Source organism: Phocaeicola plebeius DSM 17135, assembly GCF_000187895.1.
Lineage (GTDB): Bacteria > Bacteroidota > Bacteroidia > Bacteroidales > Bacteroidaceae > Phocaeicola > Phocaeicola plebeius.
Genome location: NZ_DS990119.1, coordinates 332638 through 345712, shown reverse-complemented (window position 1 = coordinate 345712; position 13075 = coordinate 332638). Strand labels below are relative to the sequence as shown.

General features: G+C 43.7%; 10 protein-coding genes. 5 read left to right on the top strand and 5 right to left on the bottom strand.

Annotated features, from left to right (window positions below):
• The first annotated feature begins 81 nt into the window (after positions 1–81).
• Positions 82–1257: a sugar transporter gene (locus BACPLE_RS02625; protein ID WP_007558672.1), complete on the top strand. Its 1176-nt coding sequence runs from the start codon at positions 82–84 to the stop codon at positions 1255–1257.
• Here the strand turns inward: BACPLE_RS02625 and BACPLE_RS02620 are convergent.
• From BACPLE_RS02620 to BACPLE_RS02610, 3 genes are read right to left on the bottom strand one after another with little or no spacing between them, the layout of a single operon-like run.
• Complete coding sequence (locus BACPLE_RS02620) at positions 1254–1955, bottom strand: LytR/AlgR family response regulator transcription factor (protein ID WP_007558670.1); 702 nt, start codon at positions 1953–1955, stop codon at positions 1254–1256. The genes BACPLE_RS02625 and BACPLE_RS02620 overlap by 4 nt on opposite strands.
• A complete protein-coding gene (locus tag BACPLE_RS02615) occupies positions 1952–2986 on the bottom strand; it encodes a sensor histidine kinase (protein WP_040312342.1) in 1035 nt (344 codons plus the stop codon). Before BACPLE_RS02615 ends, BACPLE_RS02620 begins: the two co-directional genes overlap by 4 nt.
• 49 nt (positions 2987–3035) lie before the next feature.
• A complete protein-coding gene (locus BACPLE_RS02610; protein ID WP_007558667.1) occupies positions 3036–4334 on the bottom strand; it encodes an alpha/beta hydrolase-fold protein in 1299 nt (432 codons plus the stop codon).
• A gap of 209 nt (positions 4335–4543) precedes the next feature.
• Here BACPLE_RS02610 and BACPLE_RS02605 point away from each other — a divergent pair, with 209 nt between their 5' ends.
• The 4 genes from BACPLE_RS02605 (at position 4544) to BACPLE_RS02590 (ending at position 10501) form a co-directional block, all read left to right on the top strand.
• Entirely contained in the window at positions 4544–5647 is a 1104-nt protein-coding gene (locus BACPLE_RS02605; RefSeq protein ID WP_040312390.1) for an efflux RND transporter periplasmic adaptor subunit, read from the top strand.
• A 3-nt stretch (positions 5648–5650) separates the two neighbouring features.
• On the top strand, positions 5651–8788 hold the full coding sequence (locus tag BACPLE_RS02600) for an efflux RND transporter permease subunit (protein ID WP_007558663.1): 3138 nt from the start codon (positions 5651–5653) through the stop codon (positions 8786–8788).
• Positions 8789–8795: 7 nt separating this feature from the next.
• A complete protein-coding gene (locus BACPLE_RS02595; RefSeq protein WP_007558662.1) occupies positions 8796–10169 on the top strand; it encodes an efflux transporter outer membrane subunit in 1374 nt (457 codons plus the stop codon).
• 122 nt (positions 10170–10291) lie between these two features.
• A complete protein-coding gene (locus BACPLE_RS02590; RefSeq protein WP_007558661.1) occupies positions 10292–10501 on the top strand; it encodes a winged helix-turn-helix domain-containing protein in 210 nt (69 codons plus the stop codon).
• 10 nt (positions 10502–10511) lie between these two features.
• Here the strand turns inward: BACPLE_RS02590 and BACPLE_RS02585 are convergent, their stop codons facing one another.
• Both BACPLE_RS02585 and BACPLE_RS02580 read right to left on the bottom strand, forming a co-directional pair.
• On the bottom strand, positions 10512–11732 hold the full coding sequence (locus BACPLE_RS02585) for an anaerobic sulfatase-maturation protein (protein WP_007558660.1): 1221 nt from the start codon (positions 11730–11732) through the stop codon (positions 10512–10514).
• Between the two features lie 15 nt (positions 11733–11747).
• Entirely contained in the window at positions 11748–13043 is a 1296-nt protein-coding gene (locus tag BACPLE_RS02580; protein ID WP_007558659.1) for an alpha-galactosidase, read from the bottom strand.
• Positions 13044–13075 lie beyond the last annotated feature (32 nt).

Genomic DNA, 13075 nt, shown 5'->3' with positions numbered 1-13075 from the left:
TTAGTACTATATTTTGTTTATTCTTATATCAGGATTCGATAAAATGTATAATTTTGTAACAAAAAAATGAGAACGAGTAACATGATGCAGACAAAAAACTGGATGGCACTGGTAGGATTAACTTGTGCTGCATTTATCTTTAACACTTCTGAGTTCATTCCGATAGGACTCTTGACAGATATTGCGAATGACTTTTTGACAACAGAAGCTCAAGCTGGAATGATTATATCAATTTATGCTTTTGTAGTCATGCTGCTTTCGTTACCTCTTATGATTGTAGTATCCCGATTTGAGATGAAAAAGCTCCTCTCCACTGTAATTTTTGTGTTTGTAGGATTTCAGCTTCTCTCAGCAGTATCCACAAGTTATTACATGCTGATGTTATCAAGAATAGGCGTGGCGTGTGCTCACGCTATATTTTGGTCTATTGTTTCGCCACTGGCCGTAAGAACTGTGCCGGAGAAATATAAATCGCTTGCATTGAGCATGATTGTAACCGGCACGTCAGTTGCTATGATATTTGGATTACCTATTGGTAGAATCATAGGCTTGCATATTGGATGGCGGATGACATTTCTTTGCATAGGAATATTTGCTTTTGTCCTCATGATTTACCTTATGTTGATGCTTCCGAAAGTACCGAGTCGCGGAACTTTTTCATTGCAAAAGCTACCGTTCCTTTTTAGAAAGTCCATCTTGTTGGATTTTTTTATTATTTCATTTGCTATCGCTACCTCATATTACACAGGATATAGTTACATAGAGCCATTTTTAAAACAGGTTGCAGGACTACAGGATAACTGGATTACGGTCACATTGGTAATATTTGGCGCCATGGGTATATTAGGTAGTCTTGCTTTTTCCAGATTTTATAATAAGAATCCTTACAAGTTCACAGACTTTGTACTTTTGGGTATCTTTGGTTGTCTTATGCTACTTCAAGCCGCTGCATGTTGCTGTTTAACCATTATCCTGTTGTGTGCCTTGTGGGGAATGGTATTTACAGCCTCTAACGTGGTATTGCAGGCTGAAACAATAAACAACTCACCAGTCGAAGCTACATCCGTATCGATGTCAATATTTTCCGGTATTTTTAATTTGGGAATAGCATGCGGCACTTATATAGGTGGTCAGGTATGTACACACTTTTCTATGTCGGACATAGGCTACGCAGGAGCCGTACTGGCATTTCTAACATTTATTTATTGGAATAAGATTATCAAAAAGAAAATGAAAGAAAAGGCAGTTTGTTGTTAGCAATCTTTTAGTTGTTGAATTACATTATCCAGATATTTCTTACCGATTGGAAGTACCTTTTCATCTTTAGTCAGTGTAACTTCAGACCGCGAGAAACGTGAAATGCGGCAACGGGATACTAAGAATGAGCGATGGATTCGGATAAATTCTTCTTGCGGTAATTGTTCTTCAATTGTACGCAGAGGCATTTTGGAGAGCACGGACGTACCATCTGCAAGATGTACCTTGACGTAATTGTCTATAGATTCAATGTACAGAATCGTATCTATAGAAACGGTTACATTCTTATATTCCGACTTTAATATGAATTGACGTGTGGCAGATTCGGATGTGCGGAGCAAATCGTGCATGCGTAACCATTGTTCTGCCTTTTGCATGGCGCGGTCGAAACGCTCGTAGAAGTATGGTTTGTGTAGGAAATCCACAGCGTTTACTTCAAATCCATCCAATGCATAGTGTGCGTATGCGGTGGTGAATATCAGGCAGCAAGACGATGGGAGTTGCCGGGCCAGTTCAATGCCGGACGTACCGTTCATCTCAATGTCGAGCAGTACGATGTCAGGCAACCATTCACGGATACGTTGCATTCCCATGCGTGGCTTGCTATATGTTTCCAGCACTATACCTCCACGGCGTTCACAATACCGTTCTATGATATTCAGTGCAATGGGTTCGTCATCTATGGCTATTACTTTCATGCTGTTTCTTCCAGTTTTATTTCAAGTCGGACACGGAATATCCCTTCATTTCCCTGTTCAATGTCTAAACGGTGGCGGTCGGGATATAATAATTCAAGCCTGCGACGGCAGTTCTTTATACCCATTCGTCCGGAACTTTTCACTTCACGGTCGAATGTAGAGTTCGTTACTTCAAAATATAGTTTATCAGCCTGTTGGCTAAGCCGGATATGTATAAAGCAAGGATCGTTGGAAGATATTCCGTATTTAAACGCATTTTCCACGAATGTAATAAGCATCATAGGGGGAATAGGAATTTCTTTCCTCTCCACATCGTGTGTAAAACGGACGTCTGCCAGTTCATTCAATCGCAGTTTCTGAAGAGCTATGTATTGTCCGATGTAATCCACTTCTTCCGCCAGAGGGATAAATTCCCGGTTGGCATTGTTGTACATATACTTGGTCAGGTTGATAAAACGTTCGAGAGTTACCTCTGTCTTGTCAGACTGGGTAATAAGCAATCCGTAGAGCGTGTTGAGCGTATTGAAGAGGAAATGCGGATTTATCTGTGCTTTATAGAGTGCGAGTTCCGCCCTGTTACGCTCATATTCCATTTCTGCTCGCGCCAGCTTTTGTCTGTATACTTCTTTTAGCATTCCTACAGCAAAACAAAAAATGACAACCAGAATGTAATGTAGCCATATCGCCTGTTGGTTCTGCCTGATTCCCCAATTGGGATACGGAGAAATCTCACGTTGTTGCTGATGGACGTGGTAAAGTGGTGATGTTATTTCGTAGGCTGAAAAAAAGAAGGTGACAGACAGCGAGAGTAGCACCGTTATCAGTGCTACCATACGCTTTTTGCCTTTCAGAAACAGCCTGGGAATAATGAAGTATTTGTATAAAAAATAGGTAACATACAGCCATCCGACAAACGAACAGAAAAATAAAGGATATGTGCCCCACCATCTTTCCACCGGGAATGCATATATTACCAATGGCAATAGGATGAAGCAGAATGCCAGATCGATGTAAAGCGTTGCATTTTTCATCAGACTTTCATTTTTATAAACTGTTTTTTCCTTGAAAAAGGGATGCTTATTATTTATGCTGCTCAAACAGCCAATCCTGCACACCTCCTATGCCGTATGCCACGAACCATGTGGCGCGATGATTGCCGCCTGTAAGATGGGTAAACAGCAGATGGTTGCCTTCAGCACGCATTTTGTTGGCTTCCTCGGAGAGTTGCTCCTTTGGCAACGTCATATCCCATGTCGCTTCTGTTACCTTGCTACCCTGACTACGCCACAAATCTACGGCTTGTCCTTGTAATGAATTGGACGAAGTATCGCCTTCGCATGAAATAATCCAGATGTTCTGTTTGTCCAACGGCCCCATTAGGGAAGGATTCCATTTTCCTGCTACAAGTAGTGCACCGGCAAACAGATCCGGCTCTTTTAACATCAACACAATGGATGACATGCATCCCATTGACTGGCCTGTGGTATAAATGTGTTTCGGGTCAATGGAATATTTAGTCTGGAGCTCTTTCAATAAAGCAATGGTAGCATCAAGGTGGTGGCTGTAGTTCCAGTTATCATCTACCGTAATGACCGGATATTCCGGTGCAACAACAATGCACTTATGACGTGCTTGTGCTTCCGGCTCTGCCCACGAAGTCGCACCGTTCCCCTGATAAAGAGTGTGCGTGACGTCTCCGCTGGCCACCCCCGCATCGTGGATGAAGAGTACCAGAGGATATTGTTCAGCCGGATTATAGTCTTCCGGCAAGTATATATTATAAGGTAATACTTGTCCGGTGTACGGACTTATAAATTCTTCTTGTCTGAAATCATCTGCAACGAGGCATTTCTCGGAAGTACTTTCTATCGGCAAGGTGTTTGCCTTGTAGGTTTTTCCTGCACTGGTTTTTATATCGGCGGTTTGCGTTACTACGGCATTACCGGGATATTTGTCATTTCCTCCGGTGCTCCATCCTGCACGTAATCCCGGACCTCCCTGCATGCGATCGCGTTCCTGTTTCTTTTCTTTGTCAGCCTCGGTAGGCATTTGAGGCTGAGCATTCAAATCTACTTCTGCCTTTACTTCAATGATGACATACTGTCCGTCTGCTCCTTGTTGTGCTCGTTCGGGAACATTGTTGGCATATATGCGTGTCACCTCCTTATCTTCTACACGATAACTTTCGGCAGAAAGACTTTTGTTACTAATTGGAGTGTCGTATTGAAGTACAACGGTTTCAACTTTTCTACCGTCTCCTAATACGCGACTTATCGCTGTTACAGACTGCAAGTGTTTGTCACTTATGGAGTTGTTTTGGGCTTGTGCCAAGCCGAGGATTCCTACCAGAACCATTGTGATAATTGTTCTCTTTTTCATAAATGCAAAATATAAAATTCTTGTATCTGTCTCATTGACTGGATAGTGCAAAATTACGCTCTTTTATTTTGAAAACAAAATTCCATTCCATTCGTTCACCACCAAAAATCGGTTGTTGACCCCCGTTCGTATGACAAGACAGATTTCTCTTATGACAGATGGTTATTTTTGTGACAACGAAAACAGAATTAAACCATAGTTGGGACATTATGTATCATAAAACTTTGTTGATTGTTCTTGCAGGTTTGTCGATAGCTTCCTGCAAGAGTAGGACGGTAGAAGAAGAGACGTCCGATTATAAAACTCTGACCGTGAAACTGGAAAACCGTACGTTGATGCAGGGGTATAGTGCCCGATTGGATGGGCAACAAGTGGTTGAGGTTCGTCCGCAAGTGAGCGGGCTTATTACACGTATCTGTATAGATGAAGGTCAGAAAGTACGGAAAGGTCAGGTCTTGTTTGTCATTGACCAAGTGCCTTATCAGGCGGCATTGGCCGAGGCTACAGCTAATGTGAAAAGCGCAGAGGCTAATCTGGCTACCGCTAAGCTTAATCTTGAAAGTACTGAGGTGTTACGGGAAAAGAACGTGGTACAGGACTACGACCTCAATGCCGCCAGAAACGAATTGACTGTTGCTGAGGCTGCATTGGCGCAGGCACAGGCACAGGAAATGAGTGCCCGTAATAATCTTTCGTATACAGAAGTGAAAAGTCCGGTTGATGGTATTGCAAGCATGATTGCCTATCGTGTAGGAGCGTTGGTGAGCAGCAGTATCAGTGAACCGCTTGTAACATTATCGGATGATAGTAATGTGTATGCTTATTTTTCGTTGAATGAGAGTCAAATAACATCATTGACAGAACAGTATGGTTCATTGGATGAGTTTATGAAGAGAATGGAGGACGTAGAATTACAGATGGCCGGAGGTAGGATGTATGGCGAAAAGGGGCACATTTCGGCCGTGAGCGGCATTGTCACTACTGGTACAGGAACAGTAATATTGCGTGCAGATTTTCCTAATGATAGGGGATTGCTGCGTAGTGGAGGCAGTGCAACGGTTATGGTACCTACTACGTTGGCACAGGCTGTTGTTATTCCGCAGAGTGCCACTTACGAATTACAGAACAAGACATTTGTTTATAAAGTGGTGAACGGTAAGGCTCAGTCTGCTCCGGTTACGCTTTATCGGCTGAATAATGGTACGGAATATGTGGTAGAGGAAGGCTTACAGCCGGGCGACGTGATTATAGCCGAAGGTGCAGGACTGGTGAAGGAAGGTGTAAATGTAAATATCAAGCAAGGAAAGGAGTAAGTCATGACTGTCAAAACCTTTATAGACCGCCCGATATTATCGGGTGTAATTTCCGTTGCCATAGTTATCGTAGGACTTATCGGCTTGAGCCAGCTTCCTATAGAACAGTTTCCTGACATTGCTCCGCCAACAGTAAACGTGTCTGCTACATATACCGGAGCCAATGCGGAAACAGTGATGAAGAGTGTCATTACCCCGTTGGAAGAGGAGTTGAATGGTGTGGAAAACATGATGTATATGACTTCTACTGCAACCAATACAGGCTCAGCTTCCATCAATGTCTACTTCAAGCAGGGCACAGATCCTGATATGTCGGTAGTGAATGTGCAGAACCGTGTTGCTTCGGCGCAGGGATTGTTGCCGGCCGAGGTTACGAAGTCTGGTGTAACCGTACGCAAGAGGCAGAGCAACTCCCTGAAAGCCATCTCGCTTTATTCGCCAGATGATTCTTTTGATGCGAATTTTCTGACAAACTATATGAAAATCAATATAGAACCGCGTCTTTCGCGTATTGCCGGCGTGGGCGATGTCAATATCTGGGGAGCCAGTTATTCAATGCGAATCTGGCTTGATCCGCAACGTATGGCCCAGTATGGACTGATGCCCTCTGATATTGAAACGGTATTGAACGAACAGAATGTGGAGTCTCCTACAGGCACACTAGGTGCGGAATCGGCCAATACGTTTCAGTATGTTCTGAAATATCGGGGGCGTTATGAGGAAGAAGAAGACTTTGGTAATATGGTTATCAAGTCTTTACCTAGTGGTGATGTGTTGCGTTTGAAGGATGTGGCACGTATAGAGATGGGTGCCGAAAATTATGCTATGCTCAGTGAGACAAACGGACATCCGGGAGCTAACTGTATGACAGCTCAGACTTCCGGTTCGAATGCGAACGAGATTATTAAAGAAATGGATAAAGTAACAGCTGACATATCTGCATCGTTGCCCAAAGGTATGGTATTGGCTGATATAACGAGTACCAAGGACTTTCTGGATGCTTCCATTGCCAATGTGGTGGAGACATTATTTGTGGCTATACTGCTCGTAATATTGGTCGTTTATTTTTTCTTGCATGATTTCCGTGCTACGCTGATTCCCTCGCTGGCTATTGTCGTATCACTCATAGGCACATTTGCTTTCCTTTATATTGTCGGGTTCAGCCTGAATCTATTGACACTTTTTGCTCTGGTTCTCGTTATCGGTACCGTGGTTGATGACAGTATAGTGGTTGTCGAGGCTGTGCAGGCCCGTTTTGAAGAAGGGTATACATCTGCTTATACAGCTACAGTCGACGCAATGAGCGGATTGTCTTCAGCGTTGATGACAACGACCATCGTGTTCATGGCTGTATTTATTCCAGTGAGTTTTATGGGCGGAACTACCGGTACTTTCTATACGCAATTTGGTTTGACGATGGCGGTAGCTGTAGCTATTTCGCTGCTTAATGCCATGACATTAAGTCCGGCACTTTGTGCGCTTATCATGCGTCCTCGTGCCAATGTGGGCCAAGGTGAAAAGTTAGGATTTTCAGACCGTTTCCATTATGCCTTTGATACCTCTTTCCGGCATCTGCAGCAGAAATATATGACAGGTGTATCGTTTCTTTTTCATCATAAGAAACTTGCTGTGGGGAGCATAGCTATAGCTGTCATTGCACTTCTGGTGTTAATGAGCATTACAAAGACCGGACTTGTACCGCAGGAAGATATGGGAACCATCAACATTAATGTACAGACTGCACCCGGTACCAATTTGGAAGAAACGGGGCATGTAATGGACGAGGTGGAGAGAGTTATACGGGATATACCACAGATTAAGATCTATTCGCGAGTAACGGGAAAAGATGCCGTTCATAACCAGTCGGCATCTGCCGGTTCGTTCACTATCCGTTTGAAAAATTGGAGCGAGCGTAAGAAAAAAGGTGACGATGTGAATTCTGTAATGAATGAAATCTATCACCGTACGGATAGTATCAAGGCTGCTACAATCCGCGTTTCTACCAGTCCGATGATTTCAGGTTACGGAATGAGCAACGGGTTCGATCTTTATGTTCAGGATAAAAGAGGGGGCAGTATAGACGACTTACTGCAATATACCAACAATTTTATTGAAGCCATGAATAAGCGTCCGGAAATTTCTCGCGCTTATACGACCTTCGATACCAAATATCCACAATATCTGGTAGAAGTGGATGCAGCCTTATGCAAACGTAATGACATATCACCGGCAGATGTACTCAGCACGTTGGCTGGATATGTGGGAGGAAGTTATTCCAGCAACCTGAACCGTTTCACAAAACTGTATCGTGTCATGGTGCAGGCTGCTCCGGAATATCGTCTCGACACGGAAGCTCTGAATAATATCTTTGTACGTAATGGCAGTGGGGAGATGTCGCCGATAGCTCAATATCTTACGCTTACAAGAGTGTATGGTTCCGAGAGTTTGTCGCGATTCAATCTTTTTTCCGCCATCAGTGTTTCCGGTACACCGGCTGACGGATACAGTTCAGGTCAGGCTTTGAAAGCAATTGAAGAAGTTGCCAAGGCAACGCTGCCTGAAGGGTATGGCTATGAGTTTGGAGGAATGTCACGTGAGGAGGCTTCGACAGGCAATACCACTACATTGGTATTTATTGTTTGCATTGTTTTTATCTACCTTATTTTATGTGCCCTCTATGAAAGCCTGATGATTCCGTTTGCCGTTATTTTGTCTGTTCCGTTCGGGCTTATGGGCAGTTTCCTTTTCGCTAAATTCTGGGGGTTGGAAAACAATATCTATATGCAGACAGGGCTTATCATGCTTATAGGTTTGCTGGCCAAGACTGCCATCCTGCTGACAGAATATGCTTCCGATCGCCGTCGTCAAGGTATGAGTATTCCTGCCGCTGCCATGTGGGCAGCCAAAGCACGTTTACGTCCTATTCTGATGACTTCTATGACAATGATTTTTGGCATGTTGCCACTGATGTTTGCACACGGGGTAGGAGCTAACGGAAATATTTCTGTTGGCGTGAGCACTGTAGGCGGCATGCTGTTCGGGACGATTGGGTTACTTTTTGTAGTTCCATCATTGTTCATTGTCTTTCAATATTTACAGGAGTATTTCCAGCCGAAGAAAAAAATAAACAGAATAAAATAGAGACAATATGAAGCACATACATTATTATTTGTTTTTATTTCTCGCTGCTTCCATTCTGAATGGATGCGGACTGTATACCCGTTATTCGCGGCCAGAATTGGATATCTGTACGGACAGTCTTTATCGGTCAGCGGTGGCGCAGACGGATAGTTCTACAATTGCTTCAAAACCATGGCGTGAATTGTTTACTGATTCATGCTTGCAAACGCTTATAACCATTGGTTTGCAGCGCAATACCGACCTTGATATAGCGCGGTTACAGGTAGAAGAGGCACGTGCCGTATTGCAGAATGCCCGCTTGTCCTATCTGCCATCAATCAGCTTGACACCACAGGGAAGTATCAGCCGTTACAACGGTGAGACTAAGAATGTCTATGATCTTGGGATAACCGCTTCATGGGAAATGGACATCTTCGGGCGTATGACCAATACCAAACGTGCAGCTCTTGCCTCTTTCGAACAGAGTCGGGCCTATGTACAAGCGGTACAAACACAGCTGGTGGCAACTATTGCCGAAAGCTATTATACACTGTTAATGCTTGACGAACAACTTGATATATCCAATGAAACACTGGCTAACTGGACTGAGACCATTGCTACATTGGAAGCACTCGTACAAGCGGGAAAGTCAAATGATGTAGCTGTCCATCAGGCTCGGGCAAACCGGAGTGCACTTGAGGCTTCTATACAGACCATTCGTAAAAGTATCAGTGAAACAGAAAATGCTCTTTCTGCTTTGCTGAAAGAACCGGCTCACACGATTGAACGAGGAACACTGAGTAGTCAGCATTTTTCTGACGATATTTCGGTGGGGATTCCTCTTCAGCTTTTATCCAATCGTCCCGATGTACGACAGGCGGAAGCAGCACTTGCAGAAGCTTTTTATGCAACCAATTCTGCCCGTGCGGCTTTTTATCCAAGTCTGACACTTTCAGGAACACTTGGTTGGACGAACAACGGTAACGGCGTAACCGTTAATCCTGGTAAATGGCTGTCATCGGCTATAGCTTCGCTTGCCGCTCCATTGTTTAATAAGGGGACGAATGTGGCTAATCTGAAAGTAGCCAAAGCGCGTCAGCAGGAAGCCGTTCTGCAGTTTGAACAATCGTTACTTGATGCGGGAAATGAGGTAAATAATGCTCTTACCGGATGGCAGACTGCCGACAGGCGTATTCGTTTTGATAAGGAACAAATTGCAGATCTTGAGGCTGCAACGGAAAAAACAAAACTGCTTGTACGTTATACTTCATCTACTTATCTTGAAGTGCTTACCGCTCAACAGTCGTTGCTTGATGCCCGTTTGACATTGGCACAAGATCGTATAGAAAAGATACAGGCAATCATTTCTCTTTATCATGCACTTGGTGGAGGTGTTGAATAGCAGGGTATATTTTTTATTTTGCAATCTCTTAAATACTGCAGAAAGTAATTTGTTATTCAAGTTGTCTGTTATGTTTTCCGAAAAACTCAAAAAGTTATTGTTTAATATTAAGTCATTTGTGTATGAATAAGTATGAAATAGAAAAAAATGCAGGTCTAATATGGAATTTGTTGAATACCAGATATTATTGGAGTTATACAGAGTTGAGAACCGAAAGTCATTTGTCTGATATGGAACTCGGAGCCGCTATCGGTTGGTTGGCTCATGAGGATAAAATAGAAATAGATATGGGTAATGAAACCTCTGTTCAGAGGTTTCATTACCTATGCTAGAGGATGTAAATTAAATAGTATGACATTTCATCACATTGGCGGGTGGACGTTCTGCCAGTAGTTCTTTTTTCATGAAATCCATGTAGGGAGCTACGTGGTCAAAGAACTGATAATAGCCTTTGCAGAGATAGTTTAGTCCCGGTTCACCGTCTTCAGTGGTCAGAAACCGGTTTTTAGGACATTCCCCGTTGCAGGCAAACAAGTAGTTGCATTCCTTGCATTTGTTAGGTAAGGAATCTCTCTTTTGCTGGCCAAATTGAATCTGTTTTTCGCTGTACATCATTTCAATCAGCGATTTTTCGTAGATGTTTCCTAACTTGAATTCCGGAAACACAAAGTGGTCACAAGAGTATACGTCGCCGTTGAATTCCATCACCCCTGCATGTCCGCAAGTAGGAGCCATGGTACATACGCCCGGTTGGGCTCCCATCCAGTTAGCCAGCGTAGCATCAAAAATCTGGATAAAGTATTCTCCCACGTCATTTTTTACCCATTCATCGAATATGGTGCAGAGGAAATTTCCCCATTGTTCAGGGCTTACCGAGAAGTCGGCCAGCTTTTCTTCTTTCTGCAGGACATGAGCCAGATGTCTTCCGTCGGCATGAGGATGGATTCTTTCTACAATTGGAGTAAACTGAATATAATGACACCCCAGTTCTTTGAAAAAGTGGTAAAACTCCAAAGGATAGTCAGCATTATAATCATTGACTACGGCCATGGCATTCCATTCCACCTGATGCTTGTTTAACAGGTGAATGCCTTGCATGACCTTCATAAATGAAGGTTTGCCTTGTTTGTTCTTCCGGTATTCATCATGAAATTCCTGTGGTCCGTCTATCGAAATGCCCACCAGCCAGTGATTATTACGGAAAAACTCACACCATTCATCGTTTAATAAGGTACCATTCGTCTGGATGCAGTTATCAATCGTTCTTCCGTTTGCATACTTCTTCTGAAGTTCCACCACCTTCTGGTAGAAACTCAGTGGACGCATCAGGGTTTCTCCACCATGCCATGTGAACAATACCTGCGGCATGGTTTGTGAATTGATATACTCCTCGATGAACTTTTCAAGCAGACTGTCGCTCATCACGAACTTGGAAGTGTTTTCTTTGTATAAGTTCGTTTTTTCCAGATAGTAACAGTATTTGCAAGCCAGATTGCATATGGCACCTACGGGTTTGGTCATGACGTAGAGAGGCTTGGAGAAGGGTGATATTGTTTTTTCCATGATAATCGGCTTAAGTTATTTAGTGGAATCTTTTACTAACAATAAGGCACCATGAGGAGCAATTGTGATTTCATCCTCCTTTTGAATCAGCTTGTGGTTCCATACGTCCAGCATAGGAAGCTGGTCTTTGAGGAAAGATGCTATTTTTTCTTGCTGGAGGCTTGTCTCGCCGATGTTGAACAAAGCAATGTAGTGCTTGGAATCATTCTCATGGTCGGCTGTCCATACAATCAGTTCTTCATCAGCATAGACTTGCCGGTTGTTTTTGCTATGCTGATTCAGTTCGAGTGCTTCCTTGTTGGTTATCAGACTCAGGGTAGTAGCATCTGTTTGTGGAAGGTCGCCTCCAAACATCAGTGGAGAACGGAAGATGCACCAGAGACTCATCAGGGTGATTTGTTCGTCGTATGTGAAGTTGGTGTTTCTGGCTTCACCCACTTCTCCGCGGATACCGATTTTTCCCAAGGGAAGCATATCTGCATCCGGCCAGTGTCCGGCTACTTTTCGCTTGCTCCAGGCGGCACATCGGGGGAACTGTCTTTTCAGCGCTTCCCAGTTGTCCCAGAAGTCGCATGAAATTCGCCACATGTGTGCATGTCTGCTCAGGTGATAGGCATTTCCGATATAGGCCGCACCGGGCGAAACGCTTAATACAATCTTGTTGCCAAATTTTTCGATGGATGCAGCCAGTGCTTCCAGTTCATCGGTGCGCAGAGGAGAGTTCAATCCGTCACCGTCCCAGGTTCCCATGTCGTCTGCTTTGATGAAATCCACATTCCACGAAGTGTATAGTTCAATCAGTGAATCATAATACGCCTGAGCACCTTCTTTTGTACAGTCTATTCCGTACATGCTGCCATACCAGAGACACTGGTCATTTTCTTCTGCCACCTGGTTGCAGGTAATATCTGTTCCCTTGATGACCTGTTTGTTTTCAGCTGCAATCCATGGCATACCTCTCATGATGTGGATACCGAATTTCAGTCCGAGAGAGTGTACGTAGTCGGCTAGTGGCTTGAATCCTTTTCCACCTGCCGAAGAAGGGAATCTTTCTTCCACCGGAATCAAACGTCCGAATTCGTCCGTTATCATGGGAATGTTCTTTTTCTTGTAATTGGTAGTGGTTACTCCCGGGGCATACCATCCCAAATCTACGACGATGTATTCCCATCCAAATTCTTTTAAATGTGCCGCCATGTATCTGGCGTTTTCTTTTACCTCCGCTTCGTTCACATCCAGGCCAAAGCAGTCCCAGCTGTTCCATCCCATCGGGGGAGTCATTGCGAGTTTCGGATTACATACTTGTTTCATGGTTATTTCCGTTAAGTGAATAATGATGTGAC